At 70.6% G+C, this 16014-nt stretch carries 19 protein-coding genes; 13 read left to right on the plus strand and 6 right to left on the minus strand.

Annotated features, from left to right (window positions below):
- Positions 1 to 78 precede the first annotated feature (78 nt).
- Entirely contained in the window at positions 79 to 996 is a 918-nt protein-coding gene (locus BMW35_RS12830; RefSeq protein ID WP_089669936.1) for an isoaspartyl peptidase/L-asparaginase, read from the minus strand.
- A gap of 102 nt (positions 997 to 1098) precedes the next feature.
- Here BMW35_RS12830 and BMW35_RS12835 point away from each other — a divergent pair, with 102 nt between their 5' ends.
- The 4 genes from BMW35_RS12835 to BMW35_RS12850 all read left to right on the plus strand — a co-directional run bounded on the left by BMW35_RS12835 (position 1099) and on the right by BMW35_RS12850 (position 4823).
- A complete protein-coding gene (locus BMW35_RS12835; RefSeq protein WP_089669937.1) occupies positions 1099 to 2277 on the plus strand; it encodes a tubulin/FtsZ family protein in 1179 nt (392 codons plus the stop codon).
- Positions 2278 to 2299: 22 nt separating this feature from the next.
- A complete protein-coding gene (locus BMW35_RS12840) occupies positions 2300 to 3070 on the plus strand; it encodes a hypothetical protein (protein ID WP_245708177.1) in 771 nt (256 codons plus the stop codon).
- 89 nt (positions 3071 to 3159) lie between these two features.
- Entirely contained in the window at positions 3160 to 4428 is a 1269-nt protein-coding gene (gene icd / locus BMW35_RS12845; protein WP_089669938.1) for an NADP-dependent isocitrate dehydrogenase, read from the plus strand.
- A gap of 104 nt (positions 4429 to 4532) precedes the next feature.
- Positions 4533 to 4823, plus strand: a complete 291-nt coding sequence (locus tag BMW35_RS12850; protein WP_089669939.1) for an SUI1 family translation initiation factor — start codon at positions 4533 to 4535, stop codon at positions 4821 to 4823.
- Positions 4824 to 4877: 54 nt separating this feature from the next.
- On the opposite strand, the gene BMW35_RS12855 is transcribed toward BMW35_RS12850, so the two are convergent.
- A complete protein-coding gene (locus tag BMW35_RS12855) occupies positions 4878 to 5216 on the minus strand; it encodes a cupin domain-containing protein (protein WP_089669940.1) in 339 nt (112 codons plus the stop codon).
- A 96-nt stretch (positions 5217 to 5312) separates the two neighbouring features.
- Here BMW35_RS12855 and BMW35_RS12860 point away from each other — a divergent pair, with 96 nt between their 5' ends.
- Positions 5313 to 5837 carry a DUF5817 domain-containing protein gene (locus BMW35_RS12860; protein ID WP_089669941.1) on the plus strand — a complete coding sequence of 175 codons (525 nt, stop codon included), beginning with the start codon at positions 5313 to 5315 and terminating at the stop codon, positions 5835 to 5837.
- Between the two features lie 24 nt (positions 5838 to 5861).
- Here BMW35_RS12860 and BMW35_RS15710 read toward each other — a convergent pair whose 3' ends face one another.
- The 3 genes from BMW35_RS15710 to hmgA all read right to left on the minus strand — a co-directional run bounded on the left by BMW35_RS15710 (position 5862) and on the right by hmgA (position 7670).
- On the minus strand, positions 5862 to 5999 hold the full coding sequence (locus tag BMW35_RS15710; protein ID WP_177170844.1) for a hypothetical protein: 138 nt from the start codon (positions 5997 to 5999) through the stop codon (positions 5862 to 5864).
- Positions 6000 to 6062: 63 nt separating this feature from the next.
- Positions 6063 to 6404, minus strand: a complete 342-nt coding sequence (locus tag BMW35_RS12865; protein WP_089669942.1) for a hypothetical protein — start codon at positions 6402 to 6404, stop codon at positions 6063 to 6065.
- Positions 6405 to 6458: 54 nt separating this feature from the next.
- The gene (gene hmgA / locus BMW35_RS12870) at positions 6459 to 7670 is read right to left on the minus strand and encodes a hydroxymethylglutaryl-CoA reductase (NADPH) (RefSeq protein ID WP_089669943.1); all 1212 of its coding nucleotides are present in this window, start codon (positions 7668 to 7670) and stop codon (positions 6459 to 6461) included.
- Between the two features lie 123 nt (positions 7671 to 7793).
- Here hmgA and BMW35_RS12875 point away from each other — a divergent pair, with 123 nt between their 5' ends.
- The 8 genes from BMW35_RS12875 (at position 7794) to nadC (ending at position 15209) form a co-directional block, all read left to right on the plus strand.
- Positions 7794 to 8111: an MTH1187 family thiamine-binding protein gene (locus BMW35_RS12875; protein ID WP_089669944.1), complete on the plus strand. Its 318-nt coding sequence runs from the start codon at positions 7794 to 7796 to the stop codon at positions 8109 to 8111.
- Positions 8108 to 9256: a thiamine ABC transporter substrate-binding protein gene (locus tag BMW35_RS12880; RefSeq protein ID WP_089669945.1), complete on the plus strand. Its 1149-nt coding sequence runs from the start codon at positions 8108 to 8110 to the stop codon at positions 9254 to 9256. Before BMW35_RS12875 ends, BMW35_RS12880 begins: the two co-directional genes overlap by 4 nt.
- Positions 9257 to 9374: 118 nt before the next feature.
- Positions 9375 to 9893, plus strand: coding sequence for a hypothetical protein (locus BMW35_RS12885; RefSeq protein WP_143052204.1), 519 nt, complete (start codon positions 9375 to 9377; stop codon positions 9891 to 9893).
- Positions 9890 to 11419 carry an amidohydrolase gene (locus BMW35_RS12890; protein WP_089669947.1) on the plus strand — a complete coding sequence of 510 codons (1530 nt, stop codon included), beginning with the start codon at positions 9890 to 9892 and terminating at the stop codon, positions 11417 to 11419. Before BMW35_RS12885 ends, BMW35_RS12890 begins: the two co-directional genes overlap by 4 nt.
- Positions 11420 to 11457: 38 nt before the next feature.
- Complete coding sequence (locus BMW35_RS15715; RefSeq protein WP_177170845.1) at positions 11458 to 11613, plus strand: DUF8143 family protein; 156 nt, start codon at positions 11458 to 11460, stop codon at positions 11611 to 11613.
- 134 nt (positions 11614 to 11747) lie between these two features.
- Entirely contained in the window at positions 11748 to 12872 is a 1125-nt protein-coding gene (gene nadA, locus BMW35_RS12895) for a quinolinate synthase NadA (RefSeq protein WP_177170869.1), read from the plus strand.
- 2 nt (positions 12873 to 12874) lie between these two features.
- Positions 12875 to 14407: an L-aspartate oxidase gene (locus tag BMW35_RS12900; protein WP_089669948.1), complete on the plus strand. Its 1533-nt coding sequence runs from the start codon at positions 12875 to 12877 to the stop codon at positions 14405 to 14407.
- Positions 14394 to 15209 carry a carboxylating nicotinate-nucleotide diphosphorylase gene (gene nadC / locus BMW35_RS12905; protein ID WP_089669949.1) on the plus strand — a complete coding sequence of 272 codons (816 nt, stop codon included), beginning with the start codon at positions 14394 to 14396 and terminating at the stop codon, positions 15207 to 15209. The genes BMW35_RS12900 and nadC overlap by 14 nt, the downstream gene beginning before the upstream one ends.
- Here nadC and BMW35_RS12910 read toward each other — a convergent pair.
- Entirely contained in the window at positions 15182 to 15991 is an 810-nt protein-coding gene (locus BMW35_RS12910; RefSeq protein WP_089669950.1) for a TrmB family transcriptional regulator, read from the minus strand. The genes nadC and BMW35_RS12910 overlap by 28 nt on opposite strands.
- Between the last annotated feature and the right edge of the window lie 23 nt (positions 15992 to 16014).

Genomic DNA, 16014 nt, shown 5'->3' on the forward strand with positions numbered 1-16014 from the left:
GCCCACTGGTCGACGTCGACGACCCGGTCGCGCCCGACGGCGGGACCCTCGGTCCCCGCGCGCTCATTCCGAGGGCTCTCACTGCGTTCGAGCCCTCGCCGTCTGCATCGCTTCGGAGTTGAACGCCTCCCCGTACTCGCCGTCGCTGTCCAGCACGATGACGCCGGCCGACGACCCGGTGAGTTCGCCGAACTCCTCGATGGCGCGGTCGGCGGCCGCCTGCGCGCCCAGCCCGTTCTCCAGGTGGCGGACGGCCCGCCGCGTCAGCGTGGTCTTCGCGATGTCCTCGCCGGCCCCCGTCGCGGACGCAGCGCCGGCGGGTGACGCGTAGAACCCGGAGCCGATCTGGGGGACGTCACCGACCCGGCCCGCGAGCGCGAGCCACCGGCCGCCCGTGGAGGTGGCGGCAGCCAGCGTCTCCCGGTCGAACGCGACGGCACCGACGGTGTCGTGGTCCTTCTCGTAGCCGGCTTCGTCGTCGCTCGATCCGTCCTCGCGACCGCCGGGGTCCGTCTCGCCGAACTTGTCCCGAATCCAGTCGAGGTGGTCGGTCGGCGAGCCGTCGGGGTGGTTGTCGAGGTCGTCCCAGCGCTCCTGCGTGTCGTCGCTCCAGAGGTCGCACTCGACGTCGACGCCGACGTCGGCGGCGAAGTCGACGGCGTGAACGCCGGCCAGCTGGACGTGCGGGGTGTCTTCCATGACGGCGCGGGCGACGGAGACGGCCGCCTCGACGCCCGGCATCGAGGCTGCCGCGCCCGCCTCGCGGTCGCTGGTCATAACGCCCGCGTCCGTCCGAATCACGCCGTCGGACTGCACCGCGCCGCCCGTGCCGGCGTTGAAGCGGGTGTCGGCTTCCAGCACCCGAATCGCCGCTTCGACCGCGTCCACCGGGTCGGTCTCGGCCGCGCCGACGTCGGCCGCTTCGTCCAGTGTCGCCTGTCGAGGCTCCGGCTCGTCCGGGCTCCCGCCCGCGCCGCCGTGTACGATGACTCGCATGCTGTCGACTGCTCGGTCCGGCGGCTTAGTCCGTGGGGATACGGACGCGCCACCGCCGGTAGTCACTGTATACCAATGTGCGTGACGGCTGCGTTGCCTGCTATGAAGCTCGCAGTCGTCGGGTTCGGGAACGCGGGCGGGAAAATCGCCGACCGCATCGTCGAGTACGAGACACAGACGGAGCGCTCGCTCTGTCAGTTCACCGCGGTCGTGAACTCGGCGCGCATCGACCTCCACAAACTGGGGTACGTCCCGCAGCGCCACCAGATTCTCGTCGGGCAGACCGATGAGCGCTCGAAGGGCCACGGTGCCGGCGCAGACCCCGACCTCGGGGCCGAGTTGACGCGCCAGGACCTCGCCGAGGTGCAGCGCGTCCTCGACAACGTCCCGCTGCACGACGTCGACGCCTTCCTCGTCGTCGCGGGGCTCGGCGGCGGCACCGGCTCCGGCGGCGGCCCCGTGTTCGCGGAGGCGCTCGGCGAACGGTACGGCGAACCGGTCTACGGGCTCGGGGTGCTGCCGAGCGGCGACGAGGGCGGCCGGGCGTCCCTGAACGCGGCGCGCTCGATTCGGTCGTTCGTCGACTCCACCGACGCCACCATCGCGTTCGACAACGACGCGTGGCGAGAGGGCACGCAGTCCATCGAGTCCGGCTACGAGCAGACGAACGTCGAAATCGCGAAACGCGTCGTCTCGCTGCTGGCACCCGGCGAGTACGACGGGTCGCCGGTCTCCGAGAACGCGATGGACTCCAGCGACGTCAAACGGACGCTGTCCGTTGGCGGTGTCGCCACCGTCGCGTACGCCGAGGCGAGCCTGGAGGAGGAGACCCAGCGCCAGCGCGGCCTGCTCGGCCGGCTCCGGAACGACGGCGAGGCGGGCGAACGCGAGGGGGCCGCGACGAAGGTCCACGGCCTCGTGCGGCGCGCGGCGCGCTCCCGGCTGACGTGTCCAGCCGACATCACGTCCGCGGAGCGCGCGCTCGTCGTCGTCTCCGGGCCGCCCGCCGAGCTCTCACAGAAGGGGCTCGTTCGGTCGCGCAAGTGGCTCGAATCCCAGATCGACAGCGTCGAAGTGCTGGCCGGCGACGACCCCCGGCCGGGGGCCGACCGGCTGCGCGCGACCGTCCTGCTGGCGAACGCCACGGACGTGCCCCGTATCGACGCCCTCCAGGAGCAGGCCGTCGACGCCCAGGAGAACATCGACGCGCAGGCCGCCGAGCGCGACACCGCAATCTCGGAGCTCGTCACCGACCCCGACGACGAGCTCGAACCGATATGACTGACGGGGTGTTCGGGCAGCGGTGAGTCGAGCGTCTCGCGAGGGACGCCGCGGCGGAACGCCGTCGCTGTGGGCGCGCGTCCAGACCGACCTGTCCGTCCTCCACGACGCGTGGCTCGACTTCGGCTTCAGGAGTCGACGCGACCACCACCCCGCGCTCGGCGAGTGGGCACCGTCCTCGGCGGCCGGCCGGGTCGCGTTCTGGCTGTGGTCGGCGCTCGGCGTCCCCCTGATAGTGGCCCTCTACCCGTTCGTGCTCGTCGGCTTCGCGGTGCGGTTCTCCGTCCGGACGCTGTTCCGGACGGCCGTCTCGCTGGGCTGGCTCGGCGTCGCCATCGCGGCGACTGTCGTCTGGTCGGCGTTCACCGCTGGCGTCTGGCTGCTCGACGTGCCGCTGGTCGGCGTTCGGGCGGTCGCTGCGGGCGGCGCAGTCGCGGTGCCGGCGGCGGTGCTGTCGCTGACCGTCGCGCGGCGTGGCGGCCGGCTGTCGACAGTGCTGCTGGCCTACCCGCTGGGCGTCACGGCGCTCTGCCTGCCGCCCGTGGTCGCAGCGTTCTACTGGCCGCCGCTGGCCGACCGCGTGTTCCCGAGTAGTTACGCGCTCGCGGTCTGGCTGCTCGACAACCCCCTCTCGGCGGCTGGCGTCGCGTCGGTCCTCCGCGAGGAGTTCCGGCTCGCGGGGGTCGGCTACGTCTGGATGTGGGCGGGCATCGCGACGGTCGCCGGCTGGACGCTCGGCGCGCTCGTCACGCTCGCGGACTTCGTGCGGCCGACGCCGGTCGACGAGGCGTGAACACGGCCGGAGCAACGGAGGCGGCAAGCCTTGACGCGGACAGCGCAAACAGCAGTCCTTTTAGGCGTCTCGCGAGAGGTCTAAACGACATGAGCTACGACAAGATCGAGGTCCCCGAAGCGGGAGAGCAGATCACCTACGACGAGGACGCCGACGAACTCGACGTCCCCGAGCACCCGGTCATCCCCATCATCCACGGCGACGGAATCGGCAAGGACGTCGGTCCGGCCGCCCAGAAAGTACTGACCGCGGCCGCGGAGGCCGCCGGCCACGACGTCGAGTGGATGGAGGTCTACGCCGGCGAGTCCGCCCGACAGAAGTACGACGAGAACCTCCCCGAGGAGACAGTCGAGGCCATCCGCGAGCACCGCGTCGCGATCAAGGGCCCGCTCACGACACCGGTCGGTGCCGGGTTCCGCAGCCTCAACGTCGCGCTCCGCCAGACCCTCGACCTCTACGCGAACGTCCGCCCGACGTACTACCTCGACGGCGTCCCGTCCCCGATGAAAGCGCCCGAGGAGATGGACATGGTGACGTTCCGGGAGAACACCGAGGACGTCTACGCCGGCATCGAGTGGGAGGCCGGCACCGACGAGGCCGAGCAGGTCCGTGACTTCGTCGAGGACGAGATGGACTTCGACGGCGTGATGCACGAGGGCGACATCGGCCTCGGTCTCAAGCCCATCTCGGAGAAGGGCAGCAAGCGTCTGGTCCGCGAGGCTATCGACTACGCCATCGAGAACGACCGCGACAAGGTCACGCTCGTCCACAAGGGCAACATCATGAAGTTCACCGAGGGGCAGTTCGGTGACTGGGGGATGGAGGTCGCCGACGAGGAGTACCCCGACGACGAGGTCTTCGCCGCGCCCGACTCGCTCTGGGAGGAGCAGGACGAGGTCGACATCCCGGAGGACGCCGTCATGGTCGAGGAGCGCCTCGCCGACGCGATGCTCCAGTGGATGCAGCTACGCACCGACGAGTTCGACGTGCTCGCGATGCCGAACCTCAACGGCGACTACCTCAGCGACGCCGCGGGGGCCCAGATCGGTGGCCTCGGCATCGCGCCCGGCGCGAACTTCGGAGCGGGTCGCTGTCTCGCCGAGCCGGTCCACGGCTCCGCGCCGAAGCGCGCCGGCCAGGACAAGGCGAACCCGACCGCCCTCATCCTCTCCGGCCGCCTGATGTTCGAGTACCTCGGCTGGGAGGACGCCGGCAAGCTCGTCCGCGACGCCGTCGAGGACACCATCGACTCCGGCACGGTCACGTACGACCTCGCCCGCCAGCGCGAGGACGCCGAGGAGGTCTCGACCACGGAGTACGCCGAGGCCGTCGCCGAGCGCATCGAGGAGCTCGCGTAACTCGCGTAACACCGCTGCACGGAGTCCGCGATTCTCTCTATTTTCGCGCCGCGTAGCCCCGGGTTCGGCGGCAACACTTTTGGTCTCTGTCACCTACATCGGGTGTGTCCGAAGACGACCCCTTCGAGGGGATCGACGTTCCCGGCATCGAAGACGTAGCGCGCGCCGAGCAGACGCTCTCGGTCCGCATCGAGCGCCGCACGTACGACAAGCCCGTCACCGTCGTAGAAGGGTTCGACCCCGACGTGACCGACGTCGACGACGTGGCGACGACGCTGAAGAAGCGCCTCGGCGCTGGCGGCACCGCCAGGGAGACCAGCGTCGAAGTGCAGGGCGACCACGAGGACCGCGTGAAAGACGTCCTCGAAGAGGACGGGTTCGCGGTCGAGCGCTGACGTTCTCGATTCGAACCGGTACCAGATACGAGCCGGGTATCGGGTGCCAGCGCGCTACTCGAGCCAGTCCGGGTTGGCACGCGGCGGCGAGAAGACGTCGATGCCACGCACCGGGTCGTCGCCCTCGTTGACGGCGGCGTGGGCCTCCCCGCCCGGGATGGTGTAGGACTCACCGGGCGTCACGACGTGCTCCTCGCCGTCGACGACGAACGTGAGTTCGCCCTGATAGAGGTAGCCGACCTGCTCGTGGTGGTGCTCGTGTTCGGGCACCTCGGCACCGGCCTCTATCTGGAAGTGCTGGACGCTCATCTCGTCGCCGACCGCCAGCTGCGCGAGGTAGACGCCCTCGACGGCCTCGACGGTCTCCGTGTCTGTGAGGTCGACTGTCTCCATGCCGGCACACACGGTACCACCCGGCAAAAAGCCGACCCCGAAGCCGACGGGTCGCCACCCGCGAGTTTATCCGGGGCGACGCCCCACTCCCGCGTGATGACGTACGCCGTCGTCGGCTGCTCGGACTGCAACGCGCTCTGGGTGGTGGAGGGCCGCCCCGAGACCACCGGCTGCCCGCGCTGCGAGAAACGCCACCAGTTCGGGACGCTCAAGCAGTTCGTCACCACCGACGACGAGGACCACGCCCGCGAGGTTCGGGCCTCGATTCTCGCGAACAAAGCCGGTCACGGCGACGCGTTCGCCGAAATCGACGACTTCGCCACCCTCGACGACTACGTCGCGGACGCGGGCATCGGCGACGACGAGTATCTCGCCGAGTCGGGCGTCGACACGGACGAGGTCGCGGCGGCCGCCGAGCGCGCCGAGTCCTCGACCCGCAGCCTCTCGAAGCGGGAGGCCGTCAGGACGGCGCTCCGCGAACTGGACGAGCCGACGGCAGGAGAGGTGAAGGCGTTCGCCGCCGAACACGGCGTCGACGGCGATTACGTCGAGGACGCGCTGGCGAAGTTCGAGCGGGCGGGCGAGGTCGTGACGGACGGCGACGGCTACCGGCTGTTGTAGCGGGTCGCGGGCGACTCCGGGCCGTCAGAGCGGGCCGCCTGCGAGCCCGCGAGCGAGCGTAAGCGCCAGCACGAGCACCGTCAACAGCAGTTTGAGGAGGCGGAGCGCGCGCTCCGCGCGGGCGGTCGGGTCGTCACCGTCGCCGTCGGGGTGAGCGCGCATACATCACAGTTCGGCGTCGGAGAAAATAACGCTGTGTCTGCCGCCGAGTGAAAGTGAAACTGGTCAGGCGGCGGCCGCCACGACGACGAGGCCGACGACACCCACCCCGCTGAGCCAGCAGGCGACCTGGAGGCTGTTCGGAATCGGGAGGACGCGGCCGGGTTCGTACTGCCCGGGGTCGCCGGCGCTGAACCCGATGCGAGTCGCACCGGCCGTCGTGTCGAGTCGCGTGTTTGTCACCCCGAAGATGAGCGGGACGACCATCAGCGGGACGCCGAACAGAATCATCCCGAGCAGGAGCAGCGGGAACGACTGCACCACCGCCAGCGCGGTCGCGATGGCGGCGCAGGCCGCCCCGATACTACCCCAGCGGAACACCGACTGTCGGAGGGAGCGCTCTGTCACGACCCGCGGTTCACTGTCACTCGTGATAAAATTTTGTCCCGTCAGCGGCCCGCGTCAGCGACCGAGTTCGGCGTGCGCCGAGGAGAGGTTCCGGGACGCGAGCGCGGCGAGCAGATTGATTTCGCCGGCGAGCGCGCCCGCGGCGATGATTTCGGCGAGGGCGTCGGCGTTCGAGCCGGCGGGGTCGCCGCCGCCGCGCACACCGAGCACGTCCAGCGCCTCGCGCTGAGTCGGAAGCTTCGTCCCGCCGCCCACGGTGCCGACTTCGAGACTCGCCAGGTTCACCGACGCGTAGAGCCCGTCCTCGCGGGCTTCGGCTGTCGTGATGGCGTTCGAGCCCTCGACGACCTGCGCGGCGTCCTGTCCCGTCGCGAGGAAGACGGCGGCGACGACGTTCGCGGCGTGCGCGTTGAAGCCGAGGCTCCCGGCCTTCGCCGACCCGACGAGGTTCTTCCGCGTGTTCGCTTCCTCGATGGCCTCCGGCGTCGTGTCGAAGCGCTCCTCGACGATATCACGGGGGATGGTCACGTCGGCGGTGACCGTTCGCCCGCGGCCCTCGATGGCGTTGATGGCGGCGGGCTTCTTGTCCGTGCAGAGGTTCCCGGAGACGGCGACGAGTTCGGCCGGCGTCTCCGCCTCGACGACCTCGGTCGCGGCCTCGGTCGCGATGGTGGCCATGTTCATCCCCATCGCGTCCTTCGTCTCGTAGCGGAACCGCAGGTAGACGCTGTCGCCGACGACGTACGGTGTGACATCGGTGAGTTCGCCGTGGCTCGTCGTCTCCTCGGCGGCCGCCTTCAGCGCGTCGTGGTTGTCCTTCGCCCACTCGGCGACCTCCGCACCCTCTGTCACGTCCGCGACGCGGAAGACCGGAGCCCGGGTCATCCCGGTCTTCGTGACGCGAGCGTTCGCGCCGCCCGCGGCCGTGATGGCCGAGCAGCCGCGGTTCACGGACGCGACGAGCGCGCCCTCCGTGGTCGCCATCGGGAGGTGGAACTCGTCGTCGGCGGCGTCACCGTTCACGGCGAGCGGGCCGGCGACGCCCAGCGGGAGTTGGGTGCCGCCCGCGAGGTTCTCGATGTTCGAGTCGACCCCGTCGGCGTCGAAAGAGAACGACCCGAGAGCCTCCGTCTCCGCGCCGGTCTCGCGTTCGAGGAGTTCGCGGCGCGCGGCCGCGGCGGTGTCGGCGTCGGCGTGGTCCTCCAGTTCGTACAGCCGGAGGTCGCCGGCCTGCACTCGGTCCGCGAGGTCGCTGGCGTCGGTCATGCCCGGGAGTCGGCGGCCCGCCGCCCTGAAGGTTGCCCTTCCGGGCGGGTGAGCGGTCGCGACCACTCGTCGGCGTCGGCCCGAACAGTGAGTTATATCACTGGCTAATCGGCTAGGGCGACCGTGACACTCACTGCGATGCTGTCCGTCGCGCCACTGGACAGCCCAGCGGCCGACTTCGACGCCGAGATAGCCAGCGCCATCGACGCCCTGGAGGACTTCGACGTGCGCTACGAGACGCACCCGATGGAGACCACCATCGAGGCCGACGACATGGACGAACTCCTCGCGGCGGTCAAGGCCGCCCACGAGTCCGTCGACGCGCCCCGGGTGTCGACGAAGCTCAAGATCGACCACTACCGCGAGGACGACCTCGCTGTCGAGGAGAAGGTCGACCGCGTCGAGGCACACCTCGGTCGGGAGGCGTCGAGCGACCGATGACGTCCCGACGCAAGTTCGTCGCGACCGTCGGCTCCGCGGCCGCACTCGGGCTCGCGGGCTGCATCGAGACGAGCGACACCAGTGGAGACGACACGACGACGAACGCAACCGAGACCAGCGACGGGACGACCACGACCACCGGCGGCACGACCGCGAGCGAGAGCGGCGAACCCCCGAAACTCCGAATCGGCACCACCGAGTCGTACGTCGGCGCGGTGTCGACGAGCGCCGGCGGCTGGGTCGAGGAGGCCTTCGAGTCCGAGCGCAAGGTCGACTTCGACTGGGTCGTCCGGGACAACGAACTGAACGACTTCATCCGCCGCAAGCAGCAGGGCGTCGAGCTGGGCGCGGACGGCTACGTCGGCGTGACGCCGACGGGGCTCGTGCGCGCCGACCGTGAACTCGACGAGTCGCTGTTCGCGGGTTTCGACACCGGGAGCGTCGACAACACCGACGACGTGGTGGAGCCGTACTGGTTCGACCCGCAGCGCCGCGTGCTGCCGACCGGGGCCTCGTACGTCTGCATCGTCTACGACGAGAACGAGGTCGACGAACCGGAGACGCTGGAGGCCCTCACGACCGAGGCCTACAGCGACGGCCTGCTGCTCCCGAACCCGCAGGACACCGTCACGGGGCTGAGCTTCCTGCTGTGGACCGTCCACGAGTTCGGGGAGGACGGCTACCTCGACTACTGGGACCGCCTCGTCGACAACGGCCTCCGCACCACCGGCTCCTGGAACGCCGCCTACAGCGCGTACTCCGGGAAGGAGGCCCCGATGGTGATGTCCTACAGCACCGACCAGGTGTACGCCAGTCAGGCCGAGGACACCGACATGGCCCGCCACCAGATTGCGTTCCCGAACGACCAGGGGTACGCGTACGTCTCCGGCACCGCGAAGTTCGCGGACACCGAGCGCGGCGGCCTCGTTGACGACTTCGCGTCGTTCATGCTGGAAGCCGACACTCAGGCCAACGTCGCCGAGAAGAACGTCGGCATCCCTACCGTCTCCGACGCCAGCCTCCCCGAGGAACTCCAGCAGTACGTCCACGTCCCCGAAACCCCCATCCAGTACGGCTACGAGACGCTCCGCGACAGCGCCGACGACTGGCGCGAAGCCGTCTCCCAGCGAATCGCGAGCCAGTAAGCAGTCGAGGACTGCGACCCGCCCGGGTTCGCGCGCACCGCTGACACTCCGGCCCTCCCTTCCGTCCGAGCTGAGTGCGGGACAAAACTTATTGTAGAAATGATGCAAACCACTGCGTGTGAAGCGACGAGCAGCGCTTCGGACACTCTCCGTGGCTGGTGCCCTCTCCCTCACAGCCGGCTGTCTGACCCGCGGCCGCTCTGGAAGTGGCGGGACGACACCGCCAGAGACCACTACAGACTCGGTGTCGTCCGACTCGAACGGTGATGTAGCGGTACTGCCCGAGCGGCCGCCAGACGACGACCCGGACTGCGGGGGCCTGGACCCAATTCGTCGGCCGAGTGGCGGGCCGTTCCCGGCGGAGGCCGCCGGGCTGGAACTGACTGCTTCGACGGACACGGTCGCAATCGGAGACGACATCACGTTCTCGCTCCGGAACCACACCGACGAGGAGACACTGGTGGGGACGCTCCACAAGTACAACATCGAGCGGCAGGACGGGGACGCGTGGCGACCGGTGTTCTCATCGCCTGACCGCGAGTACTACGACATCGGGGTGACCCTCCCGCCCGGCGGTGGCTACGACTGGCCGGTTCCCGAAGTTCTTTGCGCGCAGCCCTCCGGCGTAGACGTATGACAGCGGCTGCCGACCTGATTCTCTACGGTGGCGAGGTCCACACGCTCGGCGACGAGGACGAGGTGTACGACGCGGTGGCGGTGCGGGACGGCCGGGTCGTCGGGCTGGCGAACGACTACGACGCCGAGTTCCTGGCGGGGACCGGGACCGAGACAATCGACCTCGGGGGTCGCGTGGTGATTCCGGGGTTCGTGGACGCCCACACGCACATGGAGACCGTCGGCCAGCACGGCGTCCACGCGGACCTTCGGGGGGCGAGCGGCCCGGAAGAAGTCACGGAGCGCCTCGCCGAGCGCGCGAGCGAGACCGCCGGCGACGAGTGGGTGCTGGGCTTCGGGTACGACGAGAGCCAGTGGGGTGGCGACGCGGACCTCTCGCAGGCCGACCTCGACGCCGTCAGCGAGACGCAGCCGGTCGCCGCGATTCGGGAGGACATGCACACGGCGACGGTGAACGGCGTCGCGCTCGCCGAGTACGGCGACGGGATGCCCGAGGGCGACGTGGTCGGGGACGGCCGCATCGTGGAGGACGCGGTCGAAGTCGTCTACGACGCGACGGAGCCCGACCCCGAGGAGACGAAGTCCCTCGTGACGGCCGCGCAGCGCGAGGCCAACGAGAAGGGTGTAACGGCCGTCCACGACATGGTGCGGCGCTCGCACGCGCCCCGAGCGTACCGCGAACTCGACGCGGCGGGCGACCTCTCCGTGCGGGTGCGAGTGAACTACTGGGCGGACCACCTCGACGCCGTCCTGGAGACGGGGCTGGCGACGAACCACGGCAGCGACATGGTCGAGGTCGGTGCAATCAAGACGTACACGGACGGCAGCCTCGGCGGGCACACGGCGAAGCTCCACGAGCCGTACGCCGACGCGCCCGACGAGACCGGGACGTGGGTCGTCGACCCGGAGGAACTGGCGGATATCGTGGAGCGCGCCGACGACGCGGGCCTGCAAGTCACCGCGCACGCCATCGGCGACGCCGCCGTCGACGCCGTCCTCGACGCCTACGAGGACGCGGCCGACGACGCGGGCGAGCGCCGGCACCGCGTCGAGCACGCCGAACTCGCGAGCGACGACGCCATCGAGCGCATGGCAGCCCTCGGCGTCGTGGCGTCCCCGCAGCCGAACTTCCTGAAGTGGGCGGGCAGCGACGGCCTCTACGAGGACCGGCTCGGGACCGAGCGCCGGGAGGCGAGTAACCGCTTCGGCGACATGCTCGACGCGGGCGTGGCAGTGGCGTTCGGCAGCGACTGCATGCCGCTCGACCCGCTGCTCGGCGTCCACCACGCCGTGAACGCGCCCGCCGACGGCCAGTCGGTGTCGGTCACGGACGCGCTGCGGGCGTACACGAGCGGCGGGGCGTACGCCGGATTCCGCGAGGACGAGCAGGGGACGGTTCGCGAGGGGGCGCTGGCGGACTTCACGGTGCTGGACGCCTCGCCGTGGGAGCACGTGGACGCAATCGTCGACGAGGTCGGCGTGGCGATGACCGTCGTCGACGGCGACGTCGTGTACGACGCGCGGTAGCCCACAGACCTAACTTCCGGGGCGGAGAACCCCCGCATATGGCAGCAGCAGGCGTCGCGTTCGGGCTGTTCCTCGTCGTGGGTGTCGGCGGCGCACTCCTCCTGTACCTGCTGGTGCGCCGCGAGGCCGACGACACCACCCGGATGACTCGCGAGGAGGCCCACGAGCAGGTCTCGCGCGAACGCGACGAGTAGCGAACTACTCGTTCTCGCTCTCTCGTTCCTCCCGAGTAGCGCCTGCTGTCTCCGACAGCCGAGATTGAAGAAATAATCTTTTCATACTAGGCTTCCGAAGTGTAGTGTACGTTGGTGACCTGAACGTGGCAGAGATGGACACGTCGTCGTTCGATACAGACCTGAGTCTCTTCAAGTACGACGACCTCGAAGCGCTTCCCGAGGAGTACCGAGAACTGACCGAAGACGAGCGAACGGAACGCATCGAGGCGGCGCGCGCCGAACTCGGCGACGACGTCGTCGTCCTCGGCCACAACTACCAGCGCCGCGAAATCGTCGAGCACGCCGACTTCATCGGCGACTCCTACCAGCTCTCGAAGGAGGCCGCGAACGCGGACGCCGACTACGTCATCTTCGGCGGCGTGACGTTCATGGCCGAGAGCGCGGACATCATCACGGACGACAGTCAGTCCGTCATCCTGCCGTCGATGGAGGCGTCGTGCCCGATGGCGGGGATGGCTGAAGCCCTCCAGGTCGACGCCGCGTGGGCGGACATCACCGACGCCGCCCCCGACGAGACCATCATCCCGATCACGTACATGAACAGCTACGCCGACCTGAAGGCGTTCTGCGCCGAGCAGGGCGGGCTGGTCTGCACGTCCTCGAACGCCCACCGCGCCTTCGAGTGGGCGTTCGAGCGCGGCGACAAGGTGCTGTTCCTCCCCGACAAGCACCTCGGCGAGAACACCGCCCACCGACTCGGCCTCGAGGACTCGACCGTCGAGTGGGACCCGTGGGACGCCGAGGGGAAGACCGCCGAGGAGGTCGCCGACGCCGACATCGTGCTCTGGGACGGCTACTGCCAGGTCCACGAGCGCTTCACTCCCGACCACGTCGCGCAGGTCCGCGAGGAGCACGAGGACGCGAACGTCGTCGTCCACCCCGAGTGCCGGCGGGAAGTCGTGGAAGCGGCCGACGTGGTCGGCTCCACGTCGACGATTACGCAGACCGTCGAGGACGCCGACCCCGGCGAGACGTGGGCCATCGGCACCGAGATTCACCTCGCGAACCACCTCCAGCGCTGGCACCCCGAGGTGAACGTCGTGCCGCTGTGCGGGGACGCCTGCATGGACTGCAACGCGATGCGCCAGATCGACCCGAACTACCTCGCGTGGGTGCTGGAGGAGCTCGTCGAGGGCCGCGAGCGCAACGTCATCGAGGTCGCGCCCGACGAGAAGGAGCTGGCGCAGGTCGCGCTCGACCGCATGCTCGACATCTGACCATGACGGAGTACGCCACCGCCGACGTGCTCGTGCTGGGCTCCGGCATCGCGGGCTGTGCGGCCGCGCTCGCCGCCGCCCGGGAGGGCCAGCGTGTGCTGGTCGCGACGAAGGCCGAGCGCCCCGCCGACGCGAGCACGGACTGGGCGCAGGGCGGCATCGCCACGACGCGGGACAGTCCCGAGTCCCTGAAACGAGACATCCTGACGGCGGGCGACGGCGAAGCCGACCCCGACGCGGTCGACGCGCTCGTCGAGGACGCCGCGGCCGCCGTCGAGGACGTGCTCGTGGACACCCTGGACGTGTCCTTCGACGGCGACGGCGACGGCTTCGACTACGCGCAGGAGGCGGCTCACTCCGAGCCCCGCATCCTGCACGTGGACGCGGCCACCGGCCGCCACCTCCTCCGGCCGTTCCTCCGGCACCTCGACGACCACGACCACGTCCGGATGCTGGAGGACACCGCCGCCCTCGACCTGATTACCGACGAGGGCCGCGTGACGGGCGCGCTGCTCGACCGCGACCCCGAGACGGGCGAGCGCGCCGCCACGGGCGCGCCGGTCTTCGCCGGGTCGACGGTGCTCGCGACGGGCGGCATCGGCGACCTCTACCGGCGGTCAACGAACCCCGGCGGGTCGACCGGCGACGGCCTCGCGATGGCCGCGCTCGCCGGTGCTGACGTCGAGGACGCCGAGTACGTCCAGTTCCACCCGACCGCCTACGACGACGAGGACCCGTTCCTCGTCTCCGAGGCGGTTCGGGGCGAGGGTGCCGTCCTGCGGAACGCCGACGGCGAGCGCTTCATGCCGGACTACCACGAGGACGCCGAACTCGCGCCCCGCGACGTGGTCGCGCGCGCCGTCGCCGCAGAGCGCGACGCGACCGGCGAGGTCCGACTGGACGTCTCCCCGCTGGACTTCGCCGGCGAGTTCCCCGGGCTCGCGGAGACCTGCGAGGACCGCGGCGTCGACTGGGAGGCCGGTATCCCGGTCGCGCCCTGCGAGCACTTCCTCTGTGGCGGCGTCGCTGTCGACACCGAGGGCCGCACGAGCCTCGACGCCCTGTACGCGGTCGGGGAGTGCGCTCGCACCGGCGTCCACGGCGCGAACCGCCTCGCGTCCACGAGCCTGCTCGAAGGACTCGTGTGGGGGCTGCGGGCCGGCGAGGCGGCGGCCGGCGACGGCTGGACGCCCGACCCCGGCGACCCGCCCGAACTCCGGGACCGCGACCCCGACCTGCCGGCCGGCTTCGCCGACGAGAAGTTCCGGCGGCTGCGCCGCGTGATGGACGAGCACGTCGGGCTCCACCGGTCCGGCGACGACCTCCGGCGCGCACAGGGCGTGCTCCGCCGGCTCAAGGGCGAGGTCGACTCCTACGTCCGCACGCGGACGAGCCGCGACCTCTACGAACTGCGGAACGCCGCGGTCGTCGGGCTGCTGGTCTCGCGGGCCGCCGCCGAGAACCCGGAGAGCGCCGGCTGCCACCACCGCACCGACGACGCCGCACCCGAGGGGACTCCGGATGCCGGTCACTGACGCCGACGTCGAGCGGTGGCTGCGCGAGGACCTCGGCCACCACGACGTGACCAACGACGTGCCAGGCGAGACGACCGGCCGGCTCGTCGCCAAGCAGCCGGGCGTCGTGGCCGGCCTCGACGCCGCAGTCCGGGTGTTCGCGTACCTCGGCTGCGAGGCCGCCGCGCTCGCGAACGACGGCGACCGAATCGACGCCGGTGACGCCGTCCTCCGGGTCGCCGGCGACGCACAGAGCGTGCTGCGGGCCGAGCGGGTCGCCGTGAACGTCGCCGGGCACGCCTCCGGAATCGCGACGAAGACCCGGCGCGCCGTCGACGCCGCGCGCGACGTGAGCGACGACGTGGTGATTGCGGGCACCCGGAAGACCACGCCGGGCCTCCGGGGCGTCGAGAAGCGCGCGGTGGTCGCGGGCGGCGGCGATACCCACCGCCTCGACCTCTCGCACATGGTGATGGTGAAAGACAACCACGTCGCTGAGATGGGGCTCGAGGGCGCAATCGAGCGCTTCCGAGAAGCCAAGAGCTTCGCGACGAACCTCGAAGTCGAGGTCGAGGCTCCCGAGGACGCGCCCCGGGCCGCCGAGGCCGGCGCGGACATCGTCCTGCTGGACAACATGACGCCCGCCGAGACCGAGCGGGCCGTCGACCTGCTCGACGGCGCGGCGCTCGCGGAGGCCAGCGGCGGCATCACCGTCGAGGACGTTCCCGCGTACGCGGCGACCGGCGTGGACGTCATCTCGATGGGGTCGCTGACCCACTCCGCGCCGAGCCTGGACTACTCCTTCCGGACCGAGCCAGCGTAGGCGGACAGCGTCTCGGCGCGCTCCCACGCCCCCTCGAAGCGGTTCTGGAGTCGTGTGAGCAGGGCGTCGTCGCGGAGCTCCACAGCGCCGAGCCGCTCGCCGTCGTCGAGGGGGTGTGGCACGTGGAGGTAGACGCGGTCGTCGTCCACGAGGTCGAAGGTCACCGACAGGTCCGCGGTGACGCGCAGCGACACGTCGTCGCGGTCGAGGTACGCGTCGCGGACCGCCTCCGGGACCGTGTCGAGGACGGGGGCGGCCACGAGCACGCGCACCGACTGCTCGGCCGGCAGCGCCTCGTCGAACGCCGCCATCTCCGCGTCGTAGCGCTCCCAGGGCGCGTCGACGTAGGGGTGGCTCATCGCCGACCGGACCTCGTCGCTGGCATCTTCGAACACTTGCCGAGTGAGCGAGACGGCCGTCTCGCCCCCGAGCGGCGCGGTCCAGAAGCGGCTCTCGGTCGGCGGGACGGCCGCGAGTTCGTCGCCGAGTTCGTCGGCGAGTCGCTCGTAGCGGGCGGTCTGTTCGGCGAGTTCGCGCTCCCGTTCCGCCAGCAGCCGGTCGGCCGCCGTCTCCGGGTCGACGGCGCGGTACCGCGTCGGCTCTCCGCGACGCGTCTCGACGAGGTCGCGCGCGGCGAGGCCGTTCAGCACGTCGTACACGCGCCCCATCGGCACGCCGCTGGCGTCCGAGACGCCGCGCGCCGTCGACGGTCCGCGCGCCAGCAGGGCGCGGTAGCACTGCTCCTCGTACGCCGAGAGCCCGAGTTCGGCTAGCCGCGACATACCGGTCTGCCGGCGGCCGGACC

It is taken from the genome of Halobacterium jilantaiense (genome assembly GCF_900110535.1).
GTDB lineage: Archaea > Halobacteriota > Halobacteria > Halobacteriales > Halobacteriaceae > Halobacterium > Halobacterium jilantaiense.

Excerpts from the sequence above, each read along its gene's own strand:
- hmgA (WP_089669943.1), bottom strand. The coding sequence starts at position 7,670 with ATGACCGACGCCAGCGACCTCGCGGACCGAGTGCAGGCCGGCGACCTC.
- nadA (WP_177170869.1), top strand. The coding sequence starts at position 11,748 with ATGGACACGTCGTCGTTCGATACAGACCTGAGTCTCTTCAAGTACGAC.
- BMW35_RS12890 (WP_089669947.1), top strand. The coding sequence starts at position 9,890 with ATGACAGCGGCTGCCGACCTGATTCTCTACGGTGGCGAGGTCCACACG.
- nadC (WP_089669949.1), top strand. The coding sequence starts at position 14,394 with ATGCCGGTCACTGACGCCGACGTCGAGCGGTGGCTGCGCGAGGACCTC.
- BMW35_RS12900 (WP_089669948.1), top strand. The coding sequence starts at position 12,875 with ATGACGGAGTACGCCACCGCCGACGTGCTCGTGCTGGGCTCCGGCATC.
- BMW35_RS15710 (WP_177170844.1), bottom strand. The coding sequence starts at position 5,999 with ATGCGCGCTCACCCCGACGGCGACGGTGACGACCCGACCGCCCGCGCG.
- BMW35_RS12860 (WP_089669941.1), top strand. The coding sequence starts at position 5,313 with ATGACGTACGCCGTCGTCGGCTGCTCGGACTGCAACGCGCTCTGGGTG.
- BMW35_RS12835 (WP_089669937.1), top strand. The coding sequence starts at position 1,099 with ATGAAGCTCGCAGTCGTCGGGTTCGGGAACGCGGGCGGGAAAATCGCC.
- BMW35_RS15715 (WP_177170845.1), top strand. The coding sequence starts at position 11,458 with ATGGCAGCAGCAGGCGTCGCGTTCGGGCTGTTCCTCGTCGTGGGTGTC.
- BMW35_RS12880 (WP_089669945.1), top strand. The coding sequence starts at position 8,108 with ATGACGTCCCGACGCAAGTTCGTCGCGACCGTCGGCTCCGCGGCCGCA.
- BMW35_RS12855 (WP_089669940.1), bottom strand. The coding sequence starts at position 5,216 with ATGGAGACAGTCGACCTCACAGACACGGAGACCGTCGAGGCCGTCGAG.
- BMW35_RS12830 (WP_089669936.1), bottom strand. The coding sequence starts at position 996 with ATGCGAGTCATCGTACACGGCGGCGCGGGCGGGAGCCCGGACGAGCCG.
- icd (WP_089669938.1), top strand. The coding sequence starts at position 3,160 with ATGAGCTACGACAAGATCGAGGTCCCCGAAGCGGGAGAGCAGATCACC.
- BMW35_RS12910 (WP_089669950.1), bottom strand. The coding sequence starts at position 15,991 with ATGTCGCGGCTAGCCGAACTCGGGCTCTCGGCGTACGAGGAGCAGTGC.